We start from the raw sequence: 25,359 nt of genomic DNA, 5'->3' as shown, positions 1-25,359 counted from the left end.
AAGGCGAGGCGCGGCATCGAAGCCGCAGATCGAACATCTGAGTGCAAAATCACATCGGATATGGCACTCCATCCTTGGAATGCCCGACGAGTACGTTGTCATGAAACGCGATCGTCGCCAGCAAATGGTCGCCGTTGCGTAATTCGAAGTCCACATGACCACCCTGCTTGTAGAAGACCGTCTCGACATGCCAAATCTCGTCGACCTGCTCCAACAATGGAAAGCTTGAGCGCTGGCGCTTGATCTCGTTAAAGATCTGATCGGGAAAGAAAGTGAATTGATCGCGTTCGAGGAATAGCACGTGCCGATCGGCTTGCGTGTTTACAAGCTTCGGCAACTTCTTTCGCAGTGCCTTTTCGATCACTTTGTCGAGATCGTTCTTCACTTGCTGTCGTCGAACTAAAATGGAGCCCGGATCGGGCCGCGGAAGTCCGAATTTGACTTGCTCCACGTTGAGCGTCGCTGCGGGCATCCCCGGTACGTTGCACTGATACTCGTGTTTGCCCTCACGTAGATGTAGTCGGTTGGTTGCGATCCAGGAGTGGATTGCCCCAACGATCACGTTCCTATTTGCTGATTTTTGGCCATCGAGAATTCCGACCGGGACGTAGACAGTGATTCCAGTGTTCGGAACAGCAAGTGATTTATCATCTTCGATCTTCAGGAACGCCTGCTCGAACATCGCGTAGTCGCGTTTGTCGCCCACGAATGGCTCGATGAGCGTGTGTTCGATCGCCATTGTTTGGCCATCGGGCCGCGTGATCAGGGCCTCTATCGCTCCATCTTCTTGCTCGTCGAGGTGAATGATCTCCGAGCCAGCCCATGCGAAGTTCTCGTAAGCTGACACAAATAGTCTAATGAGGTCCTGTTCGTATTTTCCAGGCTTCGCAGGCACACGTTCTCCGATATCCAGCTCACTCCACTTCCTCGTCCTGCAATTCCTCGCGCAGGCCGGGGAACACAATCGGTCCAACGCCAGCCAGGCTAGAGTACAAGCGAAACGCAGGGCTGTGCGGCTCAAATGAAGCGAGTTGAGACTGGGCTCTCTCGCTCAGCCCGGCGTGAAATTGCATCGGCCCGCCACCTACCGCGAACGCACCTCGTATTTGTGTTGTATTCGCAACAAACGCATCGCGGACTCTCCGTTCGAGATCTTCGCCACGTCGCGCACAAATGTTCAAAATTCCCTCAACGAATTGCGGGTGCGTGAAGACGACCTGAACAGGCCCTTCATAGAGCAAGCCAATGACAACTTGCTGGTCAGCCTCGTCCTCCGACTCCAGAAGCGGATCGAGAACCGAGAGCGTGGTGTCATCCGCGGCTCCAAATCGCCAAAAGAGCTCCTCGAGGTTGACAGAATGATCCCGGTATCTTCGGAGCAGGTTAAGGAGTCTCTGGAGCGATCGAGCATAGTCCTGAGACTTGCGGACTGCGGTCAGAGTTGACCAGTGCGATGTTGATGGCGCTGGAATCGGTTGATAAATGGGGCCAGCGTCGTCGTCGGAGATGCGTTGTGCATGCTCGAGCCGCGCTTCAAAGAGCTCGACTACAGCTAATGGCGTGCGTCCGCAGATGTGGTAGAGGAAAGTGCCGAAATGATATCCGTCGAGTTCGTGCACCAAGACGAGCTTTCGGAGCATCGCTTCGATCGCCGCGAGGCTAAGCGCCTCGGGCCTCACTTTCATCGGTCCCGCTCCGACGATGTCGCAGTAGGCCTCCACCAGCCCATAGTGTGCGCCGATCTCGATGTCCAACATCAGAGATATTGCTTTCTCGGTCCATTGAGCTTGTCTTGAGAGAGCGCCCAGGCCATGGAAGAGATTCATGAGGATCCACGGCTCGGTCCTCTGTGCCAGAATCGAAAGGATCTCAACCTCAGCGGGTGTAGCAATCCTGTACGTAAAGTCCGAAGCTGCGACGGCGCCGGCAGCAACCGCAATCTGTTGGCGTGAAGATCGTGCGAATGCGGAACCATAGAACAAAAACTCCGTCGAGCTCCTGACCCTCCACGCTCGCAGCGGCACGGACGCGTAGCCGGACAAACGCGGGAGTTCATTCTCCTGAAGACGGCGAGACAATATCCTTAGAAAGCCTTCGTCTTCGCATAAAGCGGGCACAATACTCAGGCCACTGTTGATCTCAATGCCAGCTTCCGTTGCCTCTTGGAGGATAGCTTCGAGAGCCTCGACCCGCTCAGATGGAACAACGTAAGTCTCGGTCATTATGGCCACGGCCTCAGCATCGAGGCGGTGGCGATACTCCGAAACAAGGCCATCAGGCGTGCAATCCTCCCACTCTTGGGTGCAGAGCACATGGAACACCGTGAAAAGCGGGAACTGAGGGAGTTGTCCAATCAGCCTGCGCCCTTCCCCTTTCACTTTTTCGGAATGGAGCTCGCTTTCCTCCACGCAGCGCAATATCTTGCGGAGCATCCACACCTGCGGAAGTGAGATGTTCGAGGATTCCAATCGGGCTTCCAGCAAGCCGAGAGCCTTTAGCCTCTCGTCGTCCTGCCATGCCTGCTCTTCATCTGTCGGTCCGTTGCGCATCCTCGGTCGAAACTCCGAGATCGCTTTTCCGAGAGATCGAGTTGCACGGACTGCCACACAGGGATACTCGGAACTAAGCGCTCTCGAAATCAGAACAAGTGCACGTTCTCGAACTGGTTTGAAATATGCGGGATTGATCGGCAACGCCCCGACCCGGAAAGATCTGCCGACCCACTCTTGATCGTCCATCTCCCGATCAAGCAAAGTGTCGATAAGGTCGAACGGTGTGAACTTTTCTGTATAGGCTCCCGGGTCCAGGGCAAGTTCCTCGACAAATGACAAAATCCGCTCGTTGAACTCGACGTCCTTATATTTGTGGTAGCCAATTGAGCTCTTAAGCACGCCTTCAGCCTGACGCCGTATCTCTTCGTCCGAGGAATGAGCGAGTCGCCACAATCGATCAAACGCGTCTCTCGACACGTTGTCGCTGAGAATCGTGACGCCAAGAAATGCTGGCAACCGTCGCAGCACATCTCTTTGGTTCATTCGAAAGAGCACAGACCGCCTGGCGGGCAGCGCTTCGTTATCCATCGCTATCTGAACGATGGCGTGAATCCGTTCCGGCTGATACCGGGCGATTGTCTCCATCCGGTGAAGAAAACTCGCTCGATCGGCAGCATCCTGTTCGACAAATCGTGTCGTGACTGTTGACCAGATTCTGTCCAGCAGATGCGAACCGTTGTCGCGCTGCGTAATACGCCAGTCCAACCCTGCCAGATTCTTGAGCAGGTTTGGCAGATGATCCTCTCCGAAATTTTCAAACACGTCCTCTGGGAAACCGATAAGCGTCCCATCGGGCTCGAGTGAGGCACGCTCCAGCATATAGTCGGCCAGCAGGTCCGGAACGATCGCTGCTTTGCCGGCGCGGCGCAGCATTACACCGCCCTCTTCAAGTGCGGAGAGACTCCGGCGAGCCTGGCTCTCATGAAGCCCAAGGTAACTCTTGACTCCCTGATAAAACGACGGTGTGTTTTCCGAAACGGGCTGCAGCGCTGTTACAACTTCCATGAAGCTCTGCTTCAGCACGCCTCGTGTAAGAATCTGGCCTTCGTACTGGCTCGCAAGGTGGCCGAGTACAACGGTTGTGAACTCTTCGTCGTTGTTCAACAACTCCGGCTCGATCTTCCTGCGAGCAATCAGCCGTCCACCCGCGACTGTAATCAGTGGAGTATCGTGCGAGACTCGTGCCAGCTGGTCGGTGTAGTGTCCATAATCAGTTCCAAGGACCTCCGCGGCCAGATTTCTCACCTCTGGACCCCTCAGTGGCTTGAGCGGGTCGAATCGGGTCACAATGCTGCCGTCCATGATCGTTGCGAGCGCCTGTTTCAGGTAATCGTTGCCACTTGGTCTAAGGGAGATGATGAGCTTGATTGTGCCGCCAGCATGGCGTAAGGCGAGTTCGAGCAGACGTTCGAGGTCATCGTAACGATGCGCATCGTCCAGGATGATCAAAGTATTTCCGCTTGGAATCTCGCGCTCGGTCCCAGGATGCCACTGCGCAACTCCAGGCGCCGTCCATAGCACGTTCCATGGATTCTGCCGGCAGGACCAGTCCCGTAGCAATTTGGTTTTGCCGATTCCACCTCGTCCAGGAAGGACAGCAATCAGTTTTGACTGATCGGCAAGAAACTGATCGAGACTTTCCTGTATCAGCCTTCTGCCCTGAAGCTGCTGTTCAAAATCGTAGAGGAACTGCCCCCGGTGAGGGGCGCGAAAGAACTCGTCATGGGGATAGAAGGTGCGGCCTGCATTGGCAGTCTCTTCCGCCCGTTCCTGAACAATTGTCTGGATCGCGGCACCTTGATCGTGGACAGTCGATTCGAGCGTGGTGACCCTTCCCTCCAACTGGTCGAGACGAGTCATGAGGCGCAGTACCGACCCGAGATTCTCTTCGTCCTCCGTAATGCGGGTCAATTCCATCCGAAGGTTGTCGGCATCGAGAATCTTCTGTCCGGGTTCGCTGAGCCGACTGAAAACAGCCGCAAAAAGACGATCAAACATTCTTTCGGCTTCACGGACAGAACCGTTTGTCTTGGAGTGCTTCAGGAGGGTGATCACATCTTCTTTTGCCTGACGATGATTGCCGTGTGCCGTCGTCCACTCGAAAGCCCGGATGACATCCAGAAGCTCAGAACTGTCGGCGCTGTCGAGAACCGCTTTCAGACGGTGCCATGATCTCAGGGGAAACTTTGCTGGGCGATCGCAGGCGCGCAGGAACTCCCTGATTGCTTCCAAACCCAGCCGAGTCTCTTCCGGGCTTAAATGATCCTGCCTGATCCCTTCCCACATCTCAATCGCTGGGACTTCGCCAGACCATCCTTGCTCTTTGCCGACGGGTAGGGTCGTTATGAAGCGGAACCGGAGTTTCCAATCCGGATATGTCTCGCGGTGATAGCAGAAGTTGGCAATAGACTCCAACGAATCTCTGCTTCTGAGAGTCACGGACCCGCCTGTGCCATGATGCTTGGGTTGCAGGAACAACCGTTCGGGCGCGAACTCCGATTCGCCCGAGGCTTGACGGACAAGGTCGATGTCTTCTCCAGCTTCTAGCTCAAGATACTCATGGTCCGATAGCCGCAGCCAATGGAGAATCGTCAAGTTCACCTGAAAGACGAAGCCAGCGATCGTTGCACACGCATCGTTACCTGGCCTTGTGACAGTGTTTTCTCGAGGACTCGTCATGGTTCAATCCACCAGAGGCTGAAAACCAAACGGGAACTTAGGCGGCTGCCCTGAGATCGTATGTGTACCCGTCCTCAGCGTGATCCAATTGCATTTCTATTGGATTCACGTCGGGTCCGATCTCGCTTAGCCTTCGAAGGACCTCATCGTGGCGGCCCAGCCGCTTCAACTTCTGTACAAGCGTTGGATCGTGCACCAGAGCGAGGGTGCGCACTAAACGATCTGTCTGACGGCTTATCGCCATTGCTCCGTTTTCTACTCTTGAGAGATGCGACCGATCGATACCAAGCATCTTCGCAAACGAGATGCTTCCTTCGCCCAAGTACTTTCGAAGAAACCGGACCTCATCTCCAGCCAACTCATACGGCTTGTCCACAAGTGCCACCGCAATGGTTCGCATCAAGTCATCATGATTGGGAATTCTCGGGGATTCGCCCTTGCATCCCGCACAGACCACAATCTCAATGTCTTTAAGAAACACGTTGTTCAAGCCACTTTCGATAAAGCGATAGTCCTTGCGAACGACATGGGCTTTGCCGCCGCACTCCCGGCAGACTCTCTGCTTTGCTTTCATGACATTTCCCTCTTCATCCGTGTTACTGGTTATCCAGCATGACCGTGATGACGAGCACCTCATCCCTTTCCAAGAACGTGATCACGACTTTCAAGTTCTTCTCTGCGTCCGGCGGCTTGCCTTCGACCTTGTACCGCCACTCCTGAAAACGAACGTTCAACTCCGCTTCATCGTAGATCACTCCCTTCCGCAGGACGTACTGTGCGTCGAGCGGATCAATTCCACGATCCCGGCAACGCTGGGCGAAGTGGGGGTGGTATTCCACGATTCCGGTTTCCAGACACTCTCGCAACAGTTTCAGTGCATCCGATCTGCTGAGCCTGGGAACCATTCAATGTGATAATATATCACATAACCTGGGAGTCTGCAGAGCGGCGAGGCCGCCTGGCGACCGGGAGGAGAAGGTGTAACGTGGCATTGACCCAGTCCAGAACTCAATGGGCCGAACGGCAGGCGGAGGAACTGCTTGCAGTTCCGTTCATTTCGGAATTCGTTTTTCGCAGCCCGCAGATGATCGACGCGTCGCAGAAGGAAGTCGCCGATCTGCTTATCCTCCACAAGGGCAGCGGTTTGCTTGTCTCGCAGAAGGCGCAGGAAGATCCCGAAAGCAGAAGTGACGGCAAGAATGAGCTTTGGGTCTTCAAGGCGGCGCGCAAGGGGGTCAACCAACTCCTTGGGGCGATGCGCCCGTCATCGAAGGCAATCTGGTGCGACCATCCGCGACGCGGAAGGGTGGATTTTCCCGCAGGCCTTCCAACGATCGCGCACGGCCTGGTGACGTTGGAAACCCTCCGACCAGTGGATCTGCAGGCAGCGGCCAAGGATCTGCCACTTTCCAAGGACGGGGCGCCGATCTCGTATTTTTCATTGAGCGACTTCTTCAACGTGGCCCTGCAGCTCAGGACGGTGCCCGAATTGATGCGGTATCTCGATGCACGAAGGGATCTGCCAGAGGCCGCGCAGCGAATGGTAGGTGACGAGCTTGTCCTCTTCGAGTTCTACCTGCTGCGCGGTACATTCGCCGGTTGCCTTGGCCACGACCACGCCAGGGCGACTGTCGGCGCTGCCGCGGACGAACTCGATGCAATACTGGAGCGGTTCGAAGAGTACCGCTACTTCAGCGGACTACTCGAGCATGTCGCCGATTCCCTGGCGACCCGCTCGGAGACCTGCCTTGACGGCCTCAGTCCCGAACTGGCGGCCCATTTCGACGCGCCAGGCCAGAGAGAGAACTATCTTCTAATGCAGGAGGTGCTTGCCGACCTTCCGCTTCGCGAGCGAGCTGCCCTCGGGAAGCAGTTTGCAGAGGTCTGTGCACGGCTTGAACTCACTGGAGGGTATTGCCAGGCGACCGCCCACATCGATTCCAGGCCCGAGTGGATCTTCGTCTTCGGCGCGTCGCGCGGATGGTCGAGAAACGGGATGTTGAACTCCGTTGAGCGGGTCATGCGCGCCGCGCTCGCGCACTACCGGAAGGAAAAGTGCATGGTTCTCATCGATCGGGAGGGCCAGGGATACGAGGTCGCCATCAAGCGGCCCGGGGAACTCTTCCTTCCTACCGCAGAGGACCTGCTCAACGGCCGGACGCTCTTTTCACGGTTGAGCGTGAAGTCCGTAGCGCTCGAAGGATTCTGATCGGCCGGCCTGAAGCTCGCTATAATGAGGACAAGGCTTGGAGGTCCTTTACTCTTGACCAAGCTTTTGTCAACGCCGTGCTCTTCGACTTCACCCTTCAACGGGGTGTACTGACCTGGGCGGCTAATCACTCAGGGACGCCTTCGGGATAAGAGCTTACATGCTGCGAGAAGCCCGCCTTACCGCGGGCTTTTCCTTTCTGCGCGCGATCCCGCGTTCAGTCCTCCAGCCGGTTTTCGGATCTCTTCGTCCGGAAATGGGCCGATGGAGCGCTGCTTGGCTTAAGCTCATTTTGGGATCAACACGTATCGCGACCACGCCAAATGGTTGCGAAGCGCGGAAGGCGCTTCCTAGAATGGGAGACGGCTCGACTCAATTGCAGGAATGGGTGCCATGGTCGGTTCTAACGGGTACGCCACGGGCTACCTTGGCCGAGTTGCGGGCACTGTTGCGGAAGTATTCGCGAACTTCGCTCCTGACGGCGTGCGCGCGACTCGGAATCGGCTTCGGATTCGGCCCCGAAGCTGAAACCGCGGCGGATTTTGAACGGACCGGCTTCTGGGCAGGGCTCCTGCTGCCACCGGAGCTCATCCCGAAGGTATTCTCCTTCGCGAAGCAAGGCCGGCCAATATTCATGCAGGCACAAATCCGATCTCTCGCAGCCGAGGTAATGCGACTCCCCATCTCGGCTTCGGACGGCCTGGAGACCGTCCCTGACCAGCAGATCGGCGAACTCCTCCTGCGCGCCGGTGAAGCCCTCTACAAACCCCTGGTCAAAGTCGAGGGGCTGATGGAGCAGTTGGCGAACTACATCGCACTCTTCCTGCCGTATTACGAACTGAATGGTCCGGGCGATCCGATCATGAGCTTTCTGCGGTTCTATATATTCCTCACCATCAACATTCCCAGATTGCCGCAGGAATTGAGGAACTTTGATGTCTTTGCTCTCTTCGAGGCTGAGTTTGGCTTCTCGCTCACACTCTACTGCGAATTCATTTTTGCATTCATCAACCATGCCATCTTGGAAAGAAAGAACCTGACCGGTTCCGGCCGTCTGGATGGCGCGCTGCGCAAAACGTGGTTTCAGAAGACGACACTACTTGCCGACCAGATCGAGAAGATGTTTGCTACGGTGAGCTTCGGTTTGAACGACCTTCCCGACATAAAACCATCGGTCGGTTTTGCCGACTTCGAGTTTCTTCGTGACCGGCCGTATTTTGCTACGGACGAAGCGCTCTACTGCCTCGACTATGAATACGCAGTTGCGAAGCTCGAGAGCGGGGCTCTGTGGCGTGTTCTGCGAACGCTGCCCGAGAAGAAGAAGGGCGCCTACCTCGGGTTCTGGGGCAATGTTTTCGAAGACTACATTGCGTGGCTATTTGAAAGCTATTCCAATGGACAAGTCAACGCGTTTCACGCTTCGCCACTCTATAAGAACGGGGACAAGCCAATCTGCGACGCCATCGTGGTATGTGGCACAACTGCGGTTTTGATTGAGGCGAAGCTCGGGACGTGTCCTGCGAAGGTACGCTATGCCGGCGATGCCCAAGCAATGCAGAACTACCTCGAGCAAAAGCTTGTCACAGGGACGGATCGTCCCGTCGGTGTCGCGCAACTCCTTACCGCCGTTAAAAGTCTTACCGTAGACCCCATGGAAAGCATTCCCACAAATCTGCGCGGAATCACGAAGTTCATTCCGCTTATCATCACCAAGGACGAAATTGGATCGAGCTGGGTGATCAACAACTACGTAAACAAACGATTTCAGGAGCAGCTAAAGCCGGAGTGGACAGCCCAACATGCGGTCACGTCGTTGGTTACGATGAATATCTCGAGCCTTGAACGTCTCATGCACGCCCTGTCCAGCAATGCTCTGAGTGACATCCTCGAGCAGAGAATTGCCGAGAATCCGGAATTGAATCTTGCTTTCGAGTCTGCGTGCAAACATATCCCGGCCGGGGCAACGATAGGATTGTCACGACACGTGGAAATCATGAAAAGCCTGGCAGACGAAATCGTGAAAGATTTTGGCATGACCGACTAAGCCCCGCCTGTAACTTCCGCGAGCATGCCTTCGTAGAAATTTGCGAGCGCTTTTACGCGGACTACTGCAAGAGCCTGGCCCGTGGCTGTGGTGAAGTTGGCGCCGAGCTTGAGCAGCTTTTGCGGGAAGTGGTCGAGAGCAAAATGGCGGTCGTTGAGAGGGCGAGCGTTGGCGGTTGGATCCGCTGGGTTGTAGAGCTGGGAGTGCATGCGGCCGGCAGTGTAGAAGCAGCGTGCGATGCCAATGTAGCCGATGGCGTCGAGGCGGTCGGCATCCTGCAGAATACGGCCTTCAAGGGAAGTCGGGGTGCGGCCAGCTGAGTAGCCGTGGGTGCGGATAGCATCGCAGACGATCTCGGTACGCTCCGCGGACCAGCCCTGGGATTGCAGGACGCCCGCGGCCTCCTTAGCGGCGAGTTCGGATGCTTGGCTTCGTAGTGGCGATTCCTTGGGAACAAGAACGCAGTCGTGAAGGAGGACCGCGGCGGCCAGCAATTCCAGGTCGCCGCCTTCCTGGGCCTGGATGGCTTTGACGGTATTCCAGACACGAAGGAGGTGGTCGTGGTCGTGGGAGCCGTCGGTGGTCTGTGGCAGGTGGGGGATGATGGCTGCAGCCAGGGATTCGAACGGAGTGAAATGGGATGGGTGCATGGCTTCAATCAGGCTATCGCTACAAACTCATTGAGCCAACTTGCCCCGGTACCATCCATTTTCAACCTACTAAAGCAAAATGGACTGAGCGTGAACGCTCTGGATATCCGATTCACGTGGTTGCCATTCCGTGCAGCAGCGTCATTTTCATCTCACGTTCATGTCTTCCAGCTTCCTGAGACAATGTACTGTGATCATGATGTACCGGATTCGAAAATGTCTTAGTCCTGCCTTCCTGGCATTTGCGTTCCTCATCTTCTCTCTCTCGACGCTGCACGCGGCGCCAGTTCTGATGATCTCCATAGATGGTCTCAAGCCGGAGTACGTCACTCACGCCGCTGACCATGGAATGCACATCCCAATACTGCGCAGGTTTCTTCAAGAAGGCTGTTATGCCGACGGTGTGATTCCCGTTCTTCCTTCTGTAACCTATCCCGATCACACAACTCTGATTACCGGCGTCTGGCCAGCCGAGCACGGCATCCTGAACAACGCACTCTTTGATCCCGATCACAAGTTTGGCGGAGCATGGTATTGGTACGCCGGCGACATCCATGTGGCGACTCTCTGGGACGTCGCACACCGCGCGGGCATCGGGACCGCAAGTGTGAGCTGGCCCGTCAGCGTCAACGCAGATAGCGTTGATACACTCATTCCCGAGTATTGGAGAGGCACAAATGCCGCAGGGGGCTCAAATCCACAGGATCGCGAGTTGATGGCCGCGATTTCGCGGCCGGTAGGACTGCTTGGACAGATGGAGCAACGCCTCGGACCCTACATGATGGGAAACGACACCATGGTCGATGGTGATCGAACCCGTACACGCTTTTCGCTAGACATCCTTGAGCACCGAAAGCCGGGTTTCATGACGATTCATCTGAGTTCACTCGATGAGTCGGAGCACCTATTTGGTCCTTTCAGCCAGGAGGCTGATCAGACGCTTGAGGCCGTCGACGAAATGGTCGGCAAACTGATCGCAGCGGCAACGGCAAATGATCCGCGGACGGTTATCGTAATCGTCTCCGATCACGGATTCGCCAGCGTCGATCACGCTTTGAATCTGGCCATTCCCTTCATTCAATCAGGACTCATTCAGACCGGCCGAGATTCAAACGGTGCGAACACTGTGACATCTTGGGAAGCTGAACCCTGGTCGGCCAGTGGACTTGCAGCCATCATGCTTCATGATCCGTCTGACTCTGCGACACGTGAGAAAGTTCGTGCGCTGCTCACTAACCTTGCAGCCGATTCGGCGAACGGAATCGCCAAGATCCTTGAGCCGGCAGAGATCAAGGAGATGGGCGGTTTTCCTGACGCGGCATTTGTAGTAGCCATGAAGCCGGGATATACGATCGGATCAGCGACGACCGGCGCCCTCGTCAGCGAGAAACCCCCTGTCAAAGGTACACACGGCTATTTGCCGTCGTTCCCACAGATGCATTCGTCCTTCTTCGTCATGGGAGAAGGTATCGCGCATGGACGTGACCTCGGCATTGTTGACATGCGGCAGATTGCTCCGACTGTTGCTGGCATACTGGGCGTGAGTCTTCCCGACGCCAAACAGCCGAAGCTAAGCGTCGCGCAGTGATCCAACACTCCGACATCGCGCTCCTGCCCTCCGATTTGTCGCACGCGTCAGTTGAGCTCCCAATCGTTGAGAGGTTCATGCCAGGGAGGATCGGGTATAAGGCCTTGGTGATGATCTACGATCCACTGGATGCCGAAGTATGCCGCAGGACCAAGAATGATTGCCAAGGTGAGGGCGCAAGCCACGCTCTCAAGCACGTTCTTCCCTGATGTCTCGCGCGAGGCGGGAACGATCTGCCGGCAGAGTTCGCAGCGCCGCGCTGCGTTGGGATCGTTACAACTCGACGCGTTCATTCTCTGCCTGAAGGTCAAGATGATACCGGCTATCATCTTCCTCTTCATCGTCTTCTCCAGTTCCCGCGCTATCCTTCGTACCCCGCGACGCATCAAAGGACGCTCGTTCTTTCTTGTCTCGTCGCACACTCAACAGTTGCGTACCCAACGTGTGCTTTGGAGAGAAGCAATATTGAACGTAGGCCTCGAACAATGAGAGATTTCGTACGCCACGAGCCAAAAGATCAGACACATGGCGCTTAAACATTTCGTGCAGAGACTCGGGGGTGATGATGTGAATACGCCGCGAGCCGTGCGATTCAACCGCCGCTTGAAGCCATCCTTGATCGATCCAGAATTGAATCTCGCTCTTTCGAATGCGAAGCGCGATGGACAGACTTTCGAGAGAGAAACGGTCGCATCGGATGTCTCGAAGACTTAAGCGGTGACGCCGCAGGAGACTGCGAATCGCATGAGGTGTTCGTTTGTGCTTCTTGGCGACCTCTTCGACGGAATTCTGAACCAACTCTTCCCGAAGCTGGTCAAATTCCTCGTCGCTCCAGCGGCGATGGTCCGTCTGTCGCTTAAGACCGTGCTGAATGATAAAGCGCCAGCATTGGTCTTTCGTGCGTCCGCTCTTGCGCTGGAGGCGAACGACCAATTCCTCCAGTTTGTGTCCAGACAAGACCCTGGCCTGCTCCGCCATGGCATGCGCCTCGGGATTCCAGCCCGAAGCAGTTTTCGACGATTGCGCGCTCGTGGCCATGAGTGACTCGCCCTCGTTCGATCAAGAAAATGCCCTCTACAAATAAGCCGTCGAAAACGACGAAATCGAACATGTCAATCTGGAAATTTAGGCGGATTTGTGGAAAAGGAATAGGTTTTCGGGTAATGTGACTATACGAAGAGTACGCCGCCCGTCATTCCGGGCAGTTCGAGAATGCTGCTGCAGGCGAGCTTATGTTTTCACCTTCCCCGTCCGACCTCGTCTGGGTCATAAGTTTCACGCCCCAGGGCAAATGGATTGCGCCCATTGTTCGCGCCGCTGTCAGACTTGGGTGGCAGGAAGCACGCGACGTGGCCATCACGCAACTGGGCGACGATTCCCTTGCCCCGGAATTGATGGAGCTTGCGATTCAGCAGACCGCCGAGCATCTCGCGGGTCTCTCTCCGATCGAGGCCGATGAAGCGTCCGAGATCCTGCTGCACTTCTACCGGAATGCAGTCCGCAGAAGACAGCGCAGCGATGCCCATCTTCACTTCCTTGGCACCAATGCAGAGGTTGAAGTGCTATCGCGTTCAACGGACGGCTTACAAAAGTCTGTTGAAGCGGAAATCGATCTCGATACAATACTCGACGACACGCCTCCCGACGTCCGCTTGGCCTTGTTGATGCGCCTCGGCGCTCGTCGCAGTTGGAAAGAGATTGCCAGGACAACGTCAAAATCAGTGGACGCGATTCGAATGAGCTGCAAAAGAGAGCTTATTCGCATTCGGAAAAAACTCGGAATTCGGGATCCTGAGAATTAGTTTGAGTTCGGGTTGCCTCGGTTCCTCGAAGGTCTTCAGTGAGTAGCGAGCGGCGCTTTACGAAAGACGATGAAAATGACACTCTCCTGTTCGAGAGGTGGGAAGCTCATGTCATCGAAAAGCATCCAAATCCTGAACGCATCGGTTGCCCATCTCACGAGGTCTTGGCATCGTTTGTCGACAAACCTGGAAGCATTACGCTCGACGATCTGAATGACACTCACATCACAAGGTGCCGCGAATGCACCTTAGAGTTGAAGGAACTCCGCCTCCTTCGCGAAGAGAGGCTTGAGAAGTCCGCATCGCAACTACATCTTCGGTATTGGATGGGATGGAGATCGGCCGCTGCATTGACATTTTGCCTCGTACTGGCGGTTGCAATTGTCGTATGGCAGCGTCATCGGAGCGCCTCTCAATCCTATACGGTCGCTAACGAAGTCGTAACACTCACGGTCGATCTCAGTGGCGACGGCGTCAGCCGTAGCCCTGCCCCGGAAAGTCACGCAAGCCCCTTCGGACTTCCCAGGAAGATTGTCAATCTTAATCTGATTCTGCCGTACTTCAGTCCGGATGGTGATTACCAAGTCACAATCGCGAAGGACAGAAATGATCAAGTGCTTGAAACAGTCCACTCACGAGCTGTCGCTCAGGGCGCTCGTACGCAGGCACAACTTCAACTCGATCTCAGACTGCTCCAACCGGGACGCTATTACCTTGGCATTCTGAAGACCGGTGAGTCCGCGACCTACTTCTATCCCTTCACACTGAATTAGCACTCTCGGCTACCGACGTCGACTTTTTCGGCTTGCGAACGAAGAGGTGAGACTTGCGAGGAGCCTTAGGGAGTCGTGGCGGCATGATGCGATCGGGATCGGGGTCGAACAGATCCTTCACGCGCACCCGCAGGAACCTCGCGATCGGTTTCAGAGAGTTCACGTCCGGGAATGCCTTCCCGTTCACAATCCGGGAGATATTGCGCGGATCGATTCCAAGGAACGACGCGAGGTCTGTCTGGCGTTTCCCGGAAAGCAAAAGCAGTTCCTCGATTCGCTCGCCCAACTCTTGTTTGATTGTCTTTTCAATCTTGCGCGTCACTCATTCAGTCTTGATGAGTGAGGCCGAATATGACATGATGTGATACATAGATAAGAGGATGTAGCACATCATGTTATCTATGTTGATACGGCTTGTTGCGCACGAAGAGGCTCGCAAGAAGTAGAAGGCGCGGGTCACCGAAACTGATTGGCAGCGGTGAGAACGGGGGAGCCAAGGTCACAGATTGACGGCCTTCAATGATGAATCACATTCGCGTCGCGTTCACCGCAAGCCCCTATGATTGGACCTGCCGGCGATCCACCACTGTTTCCGGACCCTCTTCTGTGACGGCGCCAGAGATCTTCAGGTCGAACCGAGAATGATCATCTTCAGGCCATTTCGCTCTACGATCTTTCTTACCGTGCGGCCGAGGGAGACCTCCGCGTTCGGACTCATCGTCAATCGGATGCTTCATCGCTGGTCTCTTGGCTCTCTCAATGTGAGCAGTTGTACCTCTTGGTCTAGGAGTGAATCGAAAAACGCTGTTGCCCTGTTCCCGTGCCTTGGGCTAATCGTGTTTGATCCGCTCGAGGTGACGAGCCTGGAACTCGCTGTGCTCCTTGGCTTTGTTTTGTTTCTTGTTGCCGTCATCCTCGCACTTCATTGGCGTGCATATCTTCAGATTCGACGCCGCATACATGCTTTGTCCGAATCGTTGAGCAGGTTCGCTCCCCCGGCTGGCATCGATTCCTTGATCAATTCCCCAGCCGAATCTTCGCATTTGTCGGGATTCGTCCGGTGGTTAATCGAGCCAACCAGTGCGATTGGAACTTTGGAGAGAGCCGCCACGAACCTAGCCGATGGATTACAGGAGAGCAAACGGCAGATGCGGGAACGAGAGGCTCGTAATATCCTCTGGCTCTCGTTCCTCTGCCACGATCTGTGCGCACCGCTGGTTAGAATAAGGTCCCGCATTGAAGGGCTGCAGTCGTCGGGATATGCAGATGCTGAACAGCAGCGAGAAGTCCTCGAATCAGCACGTATCGACGTGCTCCAAACGACGGAACTGATATCGTCGGTCAGCGACTTCGCACAGACAGATCGAGACCTGGAGCGAACCTACGAGCCCACGGATTTGCGTCAGATTCTCGAATATGCTCTGACCGTGTTCGAGTTTGATGCGGGCCGCCGGAACATTGAGCTCGACCTTCGAGTTCTTCCGGATGTTGGCGAAGTTCGCATGCATCGGGTTCTCGTTCGTCGCGCTCTCGAGAATCTCATCTCAAACGCCCTCCGGTTTGCGCCCGAGGGAGGATTGATTTGTCTTCGCGCCGAGCGATGCGGAGAGGTGGTCCACATTCGGGTCTCGGATACCGGTCCAGGTATACCTCCGGAGCAAATGAGTCACATCTTCGATTACCGATTTCGCGCGGAAACCAAAGACACATCGTACCCACATTCGTCAGGCCTCGGTCTTAGTCTGGTTCACAAAGTGGCCGATCTTCATGATGGGGAGGTAAGCGTCCGAAATCTGGAACCGAACGGCGCAGAATTCACGATCTCGCTCCCACTGTCGGGGCCCTCTGGCTTGTCCCGTTGACTCTCACAACCGATACCCTCTACGGACTTACACCCCTCTCCCTCGATCCGTTGGGCAGCGAGATCCATCTGTCGCGCCATGACCCGAGCATAGCTTTGAAAAGAGGGCCACTGTCTTTGGCCGCCTGTAAGCCAATCTCGCCGACAGCAAAGAAGGGACGCCAGGGCAACCAAAGGCGCGAGCGTGAGGGCTTCTCGAAGTCGATCCACGGAAAGCCAATCCCCCCATACGCGCAAATACGTTCCCTGCAAAAGTGGAACAAGATTGCGGACCTCGTGATCCTGAGCGAATTGGCTGCAGAGGTTCTCGAAAGTGATGAATGGGTGCCCGACGCCTGCATGCGCCCAATCGATGAAGACGCATCCCGTGGGCCCAGCCAGAATGTTCTCAAAGCCGATGTCGCAATGGATGAGTGTATCCGGGATGCCTATACTTTCTAGCCTCTGTGTCGCTTCTACGATCAGATCGGCGATTCGGCGCAGACGGCCCGCATCGATGCGGGCGCCAATATGCTCACCAGGTTCGCACATCGCTTCTTCCAAACTGGGGAGGATTTCAGATATCTGCTCACGAAGTATGGGCAAGCGATGATCGTCAGCGCCTTGGAGAAGAAGCTCTCGGACGCAGGGTGCTGTCGCAACCTGTAGCTCGCCGAGCCGCCGTATGACCTCGACCGCGTGGTCAGACATGCTGGCTGACGATGACAATGGAACGCCGGCATCCCGCATAAGCCAGCCGTTCCACTTGTTATGAGAAGCAACGATCGCCGGAACATATCCTGAACAGCTTCGTGCGAGCGTTGTAGTGATGCTACGTTCGTTCGGGTGGGAACCTCCGCAGGCTTTGAACCAATAGCCGTCGCCTCTTGTTGAAGAGATGTGAACCAACGCATCCGCCGCGGCAGCGTTTAGTTGCACCGCCTCGTCAGAAAGCTGCGAGCGTTCCAGCCCGAGCTCTCTGCTGGTCCATGCCAAGAGCTCTTCGATCCAGCCGATTCGGGAGAATGGTCCCCGGCCCGTCGAACCTTCCGCAAGTAGCTTCTCAACGACAGCTCGTTCCTCCCTGCTCAACTCACTCGAGGGTACGGACCGCAGTGGACCCCAGGCGGTGCCAGATGCGCCGAGCCCCTTGTGCTCATCGGCACGGGTCGCGATGACAACATTACCTCCCCCAGGATGATCCCCGAGGAAGTCAATGATTATCCCTTTCGCGTTCCATCTCTCTTTGATTTGTATCGTGATGCTCCGCGCGGCTCGCGTCCAACGTGGGACGAGAAGCTGAGGAAGAGAGAGCGTGCTCATGTTCTCCTCGAGCAGAACCTTTCGCGTTCGAGGGGATATGAGGACGAGCCGATAACGGTCGAATTGTGGATTCAGAATCGACATGGGCCGACAGAGACTTGCATTTGCCCGAATCTCTCCTGACGGGCCAAGTCAACTCCATGCCGGCACCGATCGCTTTGAGAATGACACTGACTGATGAAACCAGACAATTCGTAAAAGCGGACTTTCGGAGCAAAGCGACCATCACCCCGCTAAGTTTTCACGCGCCCAATAGTCAATGGCCCTGTTCGACTCGTTGTGCATGGGCAACGCAGCTGCGAAATCGCTAGGTAATTGAGCTGACGTCGTGCACTCGCTCACCCGCCTCACAACACATCTACATCCGGACGCACAACATTGCTCACGTTTCCCATGCGAAACGGAGGATGTAAATCGGTCGGTTTTCGCGACATGAGTACCTAGTCTCCGCCCAGCGCTACCCGCGCTCAAGGAGACGACTCATGATCCGAAATGCTTCGCGCAAGTTTGCTCTGGCGATGACGCTTCTCGTCCTCGCCGCGCCAATCGGCCGCGCCGTCGCGCAGTCAAGTACAACCCAACCGGCTCCGACTGACCCGAGCGTCATCACGGGGACGAACCCGGAACCTCAAGATGACATCGTCGACGAAATACTTGCACTCCTGTTCTTCGCATAAGATAAACAGCAAGCGGGTATCGAGGGGCCGCTCGGCGGAGGAGTCCGGATGCATCTGAGCGGAACGATTCTCGTGTTCTGGGCGGCCGGCCTCGTAGGACACAGCCTGCTTCTGATCGTTCTCCTAGTACGCCACCGTACACGAGCCTTTCCCATTTTTACGGCGCTCATCCTCTGTAATGTTCTGAATGCAGTGGTTCTTTACCTGGTGGCGGTATATGGATCAAAACACGACTACCTCGTCACGTATTTCGGCTTCGCCATTATTGACTTCATCTTGCAGTTGGGCGTGACATACGAATTGGCTAGACACTTGTTTTGTCCGACTGGAACCTGGGCGCCAGACGTGCGGATGGGCATAATGCTTTTGTCGGGAGTAAGCGTACTGGTAGCTCTAGCCCTTGCCTCTCTGCCTGTGCCACCTGAGAGAACAGTACTTGGCACTCTGCTTGATCGCGGTAATTTGCTTTCCTCCGCCCTTCAATGCCAGCTGTTCGTGGGGATGATCGCTTTCTCGACGATTGCCAATCTCCCCTGGAAGACTCACGTGGCTCGAATTGCTCAAGGGCTGGGCCTTTATGAACTGATCGGCATACTGACGGAGGCTGGCCACAATTTGACAGTCCGGAACTCAATGGCGTTCGAGTCCCTGACGTATGTGAGGATGTCGGCATATCTGGCATGTCTGGCATACTGGATCGTCATGCTATGGCGCGATGCGCCTGAGCCGAGAGAGTTGCCAGAGGACATCAGAAAGTTCTTCTTCACTTTGCGCATCAAGGTGGAATACGATCTTCGGAAACTTCGGGCGTTCAAGAGATGATCACGATTCGCACCGTCTATTTCGTTGTTGTGCTAGTCGTCTTTCTAGTGGCACTCCTTGGCGCCGCAATGTACTACCTCATCAGAAATCGTCAACGCAAAATGTACCCCTACGGCAAGTGGGAAACGCTCATCCGAAGGCTCGCGGCAGTCGATCGCGACAACATTGTTCTTGTAGCTAGAGACCTTGTTGACGAACATGGCGAGCGGCGAACAGACGATGACGAACTGGACCTCGATCCATCTCAAATCTGGCCGCTCGTCGGCGGGATGAAAGGCCTTGAGATTCTTGAGCGCAACTGCCAGGTGCTCGTCGACCTGGTGTTCTATGCGCAGCAGTGGTATCCCGAGGTGATCGTAGTGACCGAACAGCTGCGTCAGCAGGCGCGTGAGATCGAGCTTCATATCCAACGGATCAAGGGAGCGGAAAAGCAGGGAGCGCTCGAGTCGTGGTATCCAAACTATGCGCAACGCGCCGTTGCCACGTACTACGTCATGACCCAGCGGGTGCTCAATCTGTACGAGCAATTGAATCTGCCAGGCTTGGCTGAGTTGCAGAAGAGCCTCTAGAGAGATCGACAGGATTTGTTAGTGCGATCTTCTGGCTCGTCGCGTGCAGAACCAGTCGACCGCTCCGATGACTTCAACTTCTCTCCTGTATCGCCAGCGCCGATCTCTCGGTGCGGGTGATAGGGGGTGCGGTACAAGTACGAGCCATTCCTGTTTCCTATCGAGTTCGCAGAATCCGCAAAAGTAGCCGTCATGAGCCAGAAGGAAATAGATCGGACGATCATAGTCGCTTTCCCAGTCTTTTCGACCCGCAATGGCGCGCTGCTGCGTGTCGATCATGACAATCGAGCCCGCAAGGAGTAGCGGTTCCATCGTGCGATCGTATCGCCCGATGATGCCGCGCTTGAAGTTGGCTGCAAATGCTTGCTGCTCCGATGTAAGCAGGGTTGTATTCTCCGGCGGGGACATCGACACTAAGGTGTCGGGAAGCCGGACACGTGCGTGTTGGGCCAACAATCCGTCTTCGAGAAGAAGAGTCGTGTTCGGGCTCGGCAATGGATCTGAGGGCGGTGGAGTGTCGCTCACGCCGGGGCAGAGGGCCAGGATCTGGTCGTTTGTCAGGTTGTACACGCATGCGAGAACGATGAGCTTCGCTCCGGCCAAGCCGCGGTTCTCACGCTCCACGCGGTCCAACCAACTGGCTGACATACGGTAGCCGGGAACTCCCACGCGTTGAGCGAGGCGGCCCGTGTGCTCTTCAACATCGCGCAGACTAAAGCCAAGACGTTGCCGAGCAGCGCGGAGTTGGCTTCCTATGCCGTCCATCCGAGTACCTCCAGTGGGATTCACATTCATCTTGTCGCTAAGAAGCACTTCAGGATCATCGACATTTGTTGAGTCGTCAGGGCTCAAGCACAGTCCTCAGGTACAGGCGATCCATCCGCCCTATTCTTCGGCAAATCCGGACAGCTTTCTTCCGAGATCGAGGATCGTCTCTGGGAATGCGAACGCGTCAGACGTGGTCAGGTTGAAGACACTTGCCATCGCGATCAAAGGCAGTGCTGATAGTATTCGGCTTTCATTCAAATCTTGATTAAAGGAGCTGTGAGACTTCGAGTTTCCGGAATGTGCTGTCGGGAATTCCAGCAGCTTTGGAGGGCGTCCTCGCGGACGATCACCTATATCGTGCACTTGGGAAGAAACTTCCTTCATCCGTCCGTCCCTCAAGGGTCTGAGCAGAAGACTCTATTGAACGGGCGAAAATGCTTCCGATTCGAGCGTAGCCCAGCTCAATGAACACAGAGCTCTCCGCCAGCATCGCACTCAAGCTCCAATCCGGCAATTCGTAAAAGCGGACAATCTGCAAATTCTCTCCAATCAGAGCTGGCGAGCCGTTGCCACTGCTTGGTCCATCTGCGGATCAAGACCTTCTCTTGCTAGGTCCGGATCAAAGGGAACTTCGATATCAGGCTGAATGGGGTGGCCCTCCAAAATCCAGTCCCGCGCCGTATGGTAAGCGGCGATGGGTAATGCGACTCGATAGCCGTACCCAACCCCGAACGCGCTTCCCTGCAGAACTCGTCCGGGAGTGGCTTCCCCTACCACTACAGCAAGGTCGTGCTCGCGCGCGAAGGCAACTAGAATTTCAGCGGCGCTTGCTGTGTGACGATCCGTCAGCAGCACGACGCGTTTATGAAATGGCTGTACACCCAATCCCTCAGTTCGTAGGAGGATAGGCTTCAGGAGCGAGCCAAACAGGAGGGGCTTGATATGAGGAAGAAACATCAGGGCACGAAGGCGTAGCTCTTTGGTGGTGGGGGGTATGCGGTCAAAGACCGAAAAGCGATCCAACTGGCCGACGAGCTTCAGTTGTTTGCGGTTGACGCTATACCCAACCGGCAAGCGCTCTGGAGTAAGCAGGCTCATCACTCGAAGCACGCCGGCGCCGCCACCGGTATTGCCGCGGACATCAATGATGAGCCGCTCGGTCTGGGACAATTCATCAACTGCGGCCGAGACAGCGTTCGCCACGTCCACACCTGCGATGCCGGGGAAGCTCGATATGCGGATGTAGCCGAGTGATTCATCCAGGCGCTTGTGGACAACAAGCGCTGCAGCCGCCTGTGGCAGTTGAAATCGCTTCCTCGCCGGGAGAGGCACAACCAAATGTCGTGTCTCGCGGCGCATTCCGCGCGTAACGATCTTGATTGCAAGTGTCTTTCCGGTTTCGAAGATCGGGTGTTCGGGAGGCTTGAACTCTCTGTCATCGATCGAGAGCAGAACGTCTCCAGGAAGCAAACCGCTCACTGACGCAGGCCCACCTTTGTGTACATCCTGGAATGTCCAGCGGTCTTCACCATTCAATGGGAACGGCGCATAGCTAGCGCTGATCGCCAACTTTGCGGTACCCCGAGGCGGATGCTTTCGGAAAACGCCCACGTGAGAAGCCTTCAGTTCAGACAGAAGGGCCGTTAGCTCGCGCTCAAACTGTTCTCCCGTCAGAGCGCTAAGGACTGCTTCGCGATGCGCTGCGACAGCGGCACGCCAATCAACTCCTCTCAAAGTAGGATCGTAGAAGCAGTCGGCAACCACCTTTTCGATTCTCTCCAATATCTTGGTACGCTGCGATCGGTTCAGCTCTTCTTCGCTCACTCTGGTTCTCCTTGTGCGAATCGTGGGCAACTCAATTTAGAGACCTCCTGCAGTGTCACCGGCGATCTCGAAACCGGCCCAATAGTAGGGCGCAAGCCCGTCGTACACAAAAGTGAGCTGTGCATTGCGGAGCGCCAGCTCTTTACTCTGACCATCAACGAGATTGCCGTAGAACTCAGTCATGAGTCTCCCCGTCGACCGATCTTCGAGATCCCATAGAGCTGCAACAACGGTTTCTGACCCGGCCTCGATGAAGGCGTTCGTCAGGTTCGATATATCTACTGCGCCGATTGGTCCAACTCCGGTGTTGCAGGCCGAGAGGGTTACCAAACGAGCGTCGAGCGGCAGTTGCCGAATCTCGCGTACCTCAAGAAGCCCATCATCCGGACCGTTCTTCTCGGGCGCAAATACGAGCGCAGAGCGGTCCGGATACTGGAGATCTGCGTAACCATGTAACGCGAGATGGAGAACCCGATATTGAGAGAGAGGTAGTCTCTTGAACCTCGTCTCAGTGGCGTCCGCTCCCAGCAGTAGTGTCTTTGAGGCTGGAAAATCGCGCGCAACCTTCTCCACCTCGTCTGCGCTGCCGGGAAGAGGAGCAAGTTGTTCGTTCGCTGCGGAATCCGCCGCTCGTACGACGAAGCTCTGTTTGGCAGACTGATCCGACGAAGCTGCAACTCCGACATACTGCAATGAGTCTTTCAATGTGCCGGCCTCCCGCTCACGGAGGAGACACAGAACCGTCGAGGAAGGACTGTTGCTCAGGTTGTGATCGCTCAGAATGTAAGAGCCGCGATTGACCAGCGCCGAAAACGGCAGCAGATGAAGTGCGCCGTCTGGAACAATGATGATCGACTCGCTAATTCGAAACTCGGGAATCGGCGCGATTAGCTTGTTGAAAAGCTCTTGGGCGAGCGCAGGATCGGCCTTCCTCGCGAGGATCGTCTTACGGTATTGGCTGGCATCGGCCTCGATGACCCCCTTTGGTGCAAGGTCATATTTGTGCACCGTGGTGCGATTGATTGCAAGGACCCATGAGGCAGGATCCGAGAGCACGTATTCCAGGATCAGTTCTCCGGGGCGGAGATGATGTTGGACATCCTTCACGGAGAGAGGTTGTGTAGCCGTCCTAGAGGCGAGTTGTGGACGATCGGATACGTCTTCCGTGCTGCGGAGAGCGGTCTCAACCTCGCCGGCGACGCCGGGATCGTCCGCCTTGAGCAACTGGAGATCCAACTGCGTAATTCTCTCTTCATGCTCCGTGCGAACATGAGGAAGTTGCAGGGCGTGATCTTCAAGCGCCTCAGCCTCAATTCTTCCACGCGCCTTCTCCACCGCTTCGAAGGCCCCTGCAAGGTCGCCTCGTCTAGCCAGTGAGTCGAAATAACCCGTGTACACTATGCCGAGTTCCGAGAGGACGTCTTCCTCCAATTCGGGTGTGGGCGCCGTAGCAATCAACGAGTCGATCAGCGCAAGGCTTCTCTCATAGAGCATGCCGGACTCGTTCGCGCGTCCTAATTTATCGAGGATTCTGGCTTTGATGGCGAGATTGCCGGGCGCGAAATAGAGCTCACGAGGAAGTTGCGCATTTGCCGCCAGCGCCTCATTGATGACGTCCAAGGCCGTGGTCAGCTGACCCTCCTCCATATAGGCCAGCGCCAGCAGACCACCGGTCTGGGCAATGCCGCGCCAGTAGTTTAGGTGTCGCGCATATTGGAGGGCCTTGTCATACTCGCTGGCGGCTTCGCTCCAGCGCTTCTGATCCGCGAAAATCTGACCTCTTGCGGTCAGAATCTGGAAGAGATGAGCGTCCAGTGACGCGTGCGGTAAGCGGTTAAGCGCTTCTGAAGAGAGAGCCAGCGCGTCATCATACCGATGAAGCCCCCTAAGGGCATCGATCTTCGCGTTAATGGCGATGCTTGGGTATGCCACTCCAGAGGAAGAGTCAGCGGTCTGTATGGCTTCATCCAGCGTCTTCAGGGCTTCGCCATAATGATGGAACTCAACGAGCCCTGCTCCGAATGCGCTTGCATAACGGACGTGGGCTGCTGGATCGTGGAGCAACTTCGATATCAACCAGGCACGGCTCACGAGCTTCTTCGCCGTTGCAATGTCACCGAGCAAAAAGGCGGCTATACCTTCTTCGCCCCAGGCGCGAGCCATCAACAAGTAATGTCCATGCAGTGCGGCGGCGTGCTCGATCTGCATCCACGTTGCCTTCGCCATCGATGCGTCGTAGTTGGTTTCGATCATCCCCTCGATCAGGAGAATCCGGAGATGCGTGTTCTGATTTTGGGCTTCCGGAAGATCTTCGTCCTTCCTGAGCTCATAGAGCAGATCGGGTAGCGATTCATTTTCCGCTCGAGGAATGAACTGGCTCACATGCGCATAGAGGGCCTCAGATTTGCGTCCTTGCTTGCGGAACAGTGCTTCGGCATTTGCGTATAGCGGCGCCGCGCGCATCCATTGGTTGTTCCACGCAAGCTCGTCCGCCTTATCCAGGATTAGATCTGCTGAATCCCGCCGGCGCAGCCATCGGTAAGCAATCACGCTGCCGAGCAGCATGAGAAGTATAGAGAGAATAACGACCCGGCGAGCGGCTGAGGACGTATGCATTGGAGCACCTCGTTTCAGTCGGGCTAGTCCAGAATTAGACGAAGTCGATACGCGGCTGGCGATCAATGACATTTAAGTCGATGTAAAAACTCGCAAAAGGGTTTCAGAGTTTGTTTGCGTTTAACTATATTGGCGAAGTTTTCACGAGTGACAAGCAGGAAGTGTTGCGCATAGGAAACAGCAGCCCCTAGCCGGACGACTGTCATGGAGCGGAGCCATAATGGAGTTACTCGACGCGTATTAAACAACTGATTACGTCAAGAGGATTCTAAGGATAGGAGGAAGCGCAGCGAGCCCCCGGTGGTGAATCGTCGGCCTAGCTTCGCGTTGCAAAAGAAAGCGATTTGCTGTTATCGTCTTTTGCAAGCGAGCCGAAATGCCCGCGAGCGAAGCAGATTCGATGCAAGCTCCGGACTTTCACCCTCGCACCGAAAGGCTCCATCAGAAGAGACATCGACCTACGCGAAGAAGCTGTCAAAGTCGGTCTTCATTCGACTGTAGTCCTCCCCCATCCCCTGATCTGCGTTGCGCAGGACACTAACACATCCTCCCGGACGATACGTCCTTTTCGCGACGAACGGACCCTTGAGATCGCGCAGATGTTAGCTCGGAGTATTCCACGG

The 25,359-nt window shown here is 55.7% G+C and carries 22 protein-coding genes; 12 read left to right on the top strand and 10 right to left on the bottom strand.

Going from position 1 to position 25,359, the window contains the following annotated elements:
- Positions 1-49: 49 nt before the first annotated feature.
- From OHL22_RS14165 to OHL22_RS14150, 4 genes are read right to left on the bottom strand one after another with little or no spacing between them, the layout of a single operon-like run.
- Positions 50-895, bottom strand: a complete 846-nt coding sequence (locus OHL22_RS14165; RefSeq protein WP_263338525.1) for a hypothetical protein — start codon at positions 893-895, stop codon at positions 50-52.
- 19 nt (positions 896-914) lie between these two features.
- Positions 915-5,231: a hypothetical protein gene (locus OHL22_RS14160; RefSeq protein WP_263338523.1), complete on the bottom strand. Its 4,317-nt coding sequence runs from the start codon at positions 5,229-5,231 to the stop codon at positions 915-917.
- A 37-nt stretch (positions 5,232-5,268) separates the two neighbouring features.
- On the bottom strand, positions 5,269-5,805 hold the full coding sequence (locus tag OHL22_RS14155) for a hypothetical protein (protein WP_263338521.1): 537 nt from the start codon (positions 5,803-5,805) through the stop codon (positions 5,269-5,271).
- A 22-nt stretch (positions 5,806-5,827) separates the two neighbouring features.
- Positions 5,828-6,070 carry a DUF4258 domain-containing protein gene (locus OHL22_RS14150; protein WP_263338517.1) on the bottom strand — a complete coding sequence of 81 codons (243 nt, stop codon included), beginning with the start codon at positions 6,068-6,070 and terminating at the stop codon, positions 5,828-5,830.
- A gap of 146 nt (positions 6,071-6,216) precedes the next feature.
- Here OHL22_RS14150 and OHL22_RS14145 point away from each other — a divergent pair, with 146 nt between their 5' ends.
- Both OHL22_RS14145 and OHL22_RS14140 read left to right on the top strand, forming a co-directional pair.
- Positions 6,217-7,440, top strand: a complete 1,224-nt coding sequence (locus OHL22_RS14145) for a hypothetical protein (RefSeq protein WP_263338514.1) — start codon at positions 6,217-6,219, stop codon at positions 7,438-7,440.
- Positions 7,441-7,795: 355 nt separating this feature from the next.
- Entirely contained in the window at positions 7,796-9,484 is a 1,689-nt protein-coding gene (locus tag OHL22_RS14140; protein ID WP_263338511.1) for a hypothetical protein, read from the top strand.
- Here the strand turns inward: OHL22_RS14140 and OHL22_RS14135 are convergent.
- Entirely contained in the window at positions 9,481-10,134 is a 654-nt protein-coding gene (locus OHL22_RS14135) for an HD domain-containing protein (protein ID WP_263338508.1), read from the bottom strand. The two genes, OHL22_RS14140 and OHL22_RS14135, sit on opposite strands and share 4 nt — an antisense overlap.
- A 292-nt stretch (positions 10,135-10,426) precedes the next feature.
- Between OHL22_RS14135 and OHL22_RS14130 the strand changes: the two genes are divergently transcribed.
- From OHL22_RS14130 to OHL22_RS14105, 6 genes are all read left to right on the top strand, one after another.
- On the top strand, positions 10,427-11,722 hold the full coding sequence (locus tag OHL22_RS14130; RefSeq protein ID WP_263338505.1) for an alkaline phosphatase family protein: 1,296 nt from the start codon (positions 10,427-10,429) through the stop codon (positions 11,720-11,722).
- 129 nt (positions 11,723-11,851) lie between these two features.
- Positions 11,852-12,211 carry a hypothetical protein gene (locus OHL22_RS14125; protein ID WP_263338503.1) on the top strand — a complete coding sequence of 120 codons (360 nt, stop codon included), beginning with the start codon at positions 11,852-11,854 and terminating at the stop codon, positions 12,209-12,211.
- A 36-nt stretch (positions 12,212-12,247) separates the two neighbouring features.
- Positions 12,248-12,436 carry a hypothetical protein gene (locus tag OHL22_RS14120; RefSeq protein ID WP_263338501.1) on the top strand — a complete coding sequence of 63 codons (189 nt, stop codon included), beginning with the start codon at positions 12,248-12,250 and terminating at the stop codon, positions 12,434-12,436.
- 30 nt (positions 12,437-12,466) lie between these two features.
- Positions 12,467-12,766 carry a hypothetical protein gene (locus OHL22_RS14115; RefSeq protein ID WP_263338499.1) on the top strand — a complete coding sequence of 100 codons (300 nt, stop codon included), beginning with the start codon at positions 12,467-12,469 and terminating at the stop codon, positions 12,764-12,766.
- A gap of 188 nt (positions 12,767-12,954) precedes the next feature.
- A complete protein-coding gene (locus OHL22_RS14110; protein ID WP_263338497.1) occupies positions 12,955-13,524 on the top strand; it encodes a sigma-70 RNA polymerase sigma factor region 4 domain-containing protein in 570 nt (189 codons plus the stop codon).
- A 38-nt stretch (positions 13,525-13,562) separates the two neighbouring features.
- Positions 13,563-14,297, top strand: coding sequence for a hypothetical protein (locus OHL22_RS14105; RefSeq protein WP_263338494.1), 735 nt, complete (start codon positions 13,563-13,565; stop codon positions 14,295-14,297).
- Here the strand turns inward: OHL22_RS14105 and OHL22_RS14100 are convergent.
- Entirely contained in the window at positions 14,284-14,619 is a 336-nt protein-coding gene (locus OHL22_RS14100) for a helix-turn-helix domain-containing protein (protein WP_263338492.1), read from the bottom strand. The two genes, OHL22_RS14105 and OHL22_RS14100, sit on opposite strands and share 14 nt — an antisense overlap.
- Positions 14,620-14,938: 319 nt before the next feature.
- Here OHL22_RS14100 and OHL22_RS25085 point away from each other — a divergent pair, with 319 nt between their 5' ends.
- The 4 genes from OHL22_RS25085 to OHL22_RS14085 all read left to right on the top strand — a co-directional run bounded on the left by OHL22_RS25085 (position 14,939) and on the right by OHL22_RS14085 (position 19,528).
- A complete protein-coding gene (locus OHL22_RS25085; RefSeq protein WP_377819294.1) occupies positions 14,939-16,159 on the top strand; it encodes a sensor histidine kinase in 1,221 nt (406 codons plus the stop codon).
- A gap of 1,783 nt (positions 16,160-17,942) precedes the next feature.
- A complete protein-coding gene (locus OHL22_RS14095; RefSeq protein ID WP_263338489.1) occupies positions 17,943-18,137 on the top strand; it encodes a hypothetical protein in 195 nt (64 codons plus the stop codon).
- A 48-nt stretch (positions 18,138-18,185) separates the two neighbouring features.
- Positions 18,186-18,959 (top strand): hypothetical protein, encoded by a 774-nt coding sequence (locus OHL22_RS14090; protein WP_263338487.1) that lies wholly within the window; start codon positions 18,186-18,188, stop codon positions 18,957-18,959.
- Positions 18,956-19,528 carry a hypothetical protein gene (locus OHL22_RS14085; RefSeq protein WP_263338486.1) on the top strand — a complete coding sequence of 191 codons (573 nt, stop codon included), beginning with the start codon at positions 18,956-18,958 and terminating at the stop codon, positions 19,526-19,528. Before OHL22_RS14090 ends, OHL22_RS14085 begins: the two co-directional genes overlap by 4 nt.
- A gap of 18 nt (positions 19,529-19,546) precedes the next feature.
- On the opposite strand, the gene OHL22_RS14080 is transcribed toward OHL22_RS14085, so the two are convergent.
- The 4 genes from OHL22_RS14080 to OHL22_RS14065 form a co-directional block, all read right to left on the bottom strand.
- On the bottom strand, positions 19,547-20,380 hold the full coding sequence (locus tag OHL22_RS14080) for a helix-turn-helix domain-containing protein (RefSeq protein ID WP_263338483.1): 834 nt from the start codon (positions 20,378-20,380) through the stop codon (positions 19,547-19,549).
- Positions 20,381-20,413: 33 nt separating this feature from the next.
- Positions 20,414-20,680, bottom strand: coding sequence for a hypothetical protein (locus OHL22_RS14075; RefSeq protein ID WP_263338480.1), 267 nt, complete (start codon positions 20,678-20,680; stop codon positions 20,414-20,416).
- A 165-nt stretch (positions 20,681-20,845) separates the two neighbouring features.
- A complete protein-coding gene (locus OHL22_RS14070; protein WP_263338477.1) occupies positions 20,846-22,120 on the bottom strand; it encodes a S41 family peptidase in 1,275 nt (424 codons plus the stop codon).
- Between the two features lie 36 nt (positions 22,121-22,156).
- Complete coding sequence (locus OHL22_RS14065) at positions 22,157-24,736, bottom strand: CHAT domain-containing protein (protein ID WP_263338475.1); 2,580 nt, start codon at positions 24,734-24,736, stop codon at positions 22,157-22,159.
- Positions 24,737-25,359: the final 623 nt, after the last annotated feature.

The organism is Acidicapsa dinghuensis (genome assembly GCF_025685685.1).
Classification (GTDB): Bacteria; Acidobacteriota; Terriglobia; order Terriglobales; family Acidobacteriaceae; genus Acidicapsa; species Acidicapsa dinghuensis.
Note: the sequence above shows the minus strand (reverse complement) of the source record. Positions and strands in the feature narration are given on the sequence as shown.

Coding starts and splice junctions, on each gene's coding strand:
- OHL22_RS14115 (WP_263338499.1), top strand. CDS start 12,467: ATGAGGTGTTCGTTTGTGCTTCTTGGCGACCTCTTCGACGGAATTCTG.
- OHL22_RS14135 (WP_263338508.1), bottom strand. CDS start 10,134: ATGCACCCATCCCATTTCACTCCGTTCGAATCCCTGGCTGCAGCCATC.
- OHL22_RS14120 (WP_263338501.1), top strand. CDS start 12,248: ATGGCGCTTAAACATTTCGTGCAGAGACTCGGGGGTGATGATGTGAAT.
- OHL22_RS14095 (WP_263338489.1), top strand. CDS start 17,943: ATGATCCGAAATGCTTCGCGCAAGTTTGCTCTGGCGATGACGCTTCTC.
- OHL22_RS14075 (WP_263338480.1), bottom strand. CDS start 20,680: ATGAAGGAAGTTTCTTCCCAAGTGCACGATATAGGTGATCGTCCGCGA.
- OHL22_RS14085 (WP_263338486.1), top strand. CDS start 18,956: ATGATCACGATTCGCACCGTCTATTTCGTTGTTGTGCTAGTCGTCTTT.
- OHL22_RS14155 (WP_263338521.1), bottom strand. CDS start 5,805: ATGAAAGCAAAGCAGAGAGTCTGCCGGGAGTGCGGCGGCAAAGCCCAT.
- OHL22_RS14160 (WP_263338523.1), bottom strand. CDS start 5,231: ATGACGAGTCCTCGAGAAAACACTGTCACAAGGCCAGGTAACGATGCG.
- OHL22_RS25085 (WP_377819294.1), top strand. CDS start 14,939: ATGATCATCTTCAGGCCATTTCGCTCTACGATCTTTCTTACCGTGCGG.
- OHL22_RS14110 (WP_263338497.1), top strand. CDS start 12,955: ATGTTTTCACCTTCCCCGTCCGACCTCGTCTGGGTCATAAGTTTCACG.
- OHL22_RS14130 (WP_263338505.1), top strand. CDS start 10,427: ATGATCTCCATAGATGGTCTCAAGCCGGAGTACGTCACTCACGCCGCT.
- OHL22_RS14065 (WP_263338475.1), bottom strand. CDS start 24,736: ATGCATACGTCCTCAGCCGCTCGCCGGGTCGTTATTCTCTCTATACTT.
- OHL22_RS14125 (WP_263338503.1), top strand. CDS start 11,852: ATGCCGAAGTATGCCGCAGGACCAAGAATGATTGCCAAGGTGAGGGCG.
- OHL22_RS14140 (WP_263338511.1), top strand. CDS start 7,796: ATGGGAGACGGCTCGACTCAATTGCAGGAATGGGTGCCATGGTCGGTT.
- OHL22_RS14090 (WP_263338487.1), top strand. CDS start 18,186: ATGCATCTGAGCGGAACGATTCTCGTGTTCTGGGCGGCCGGCCTCGTA.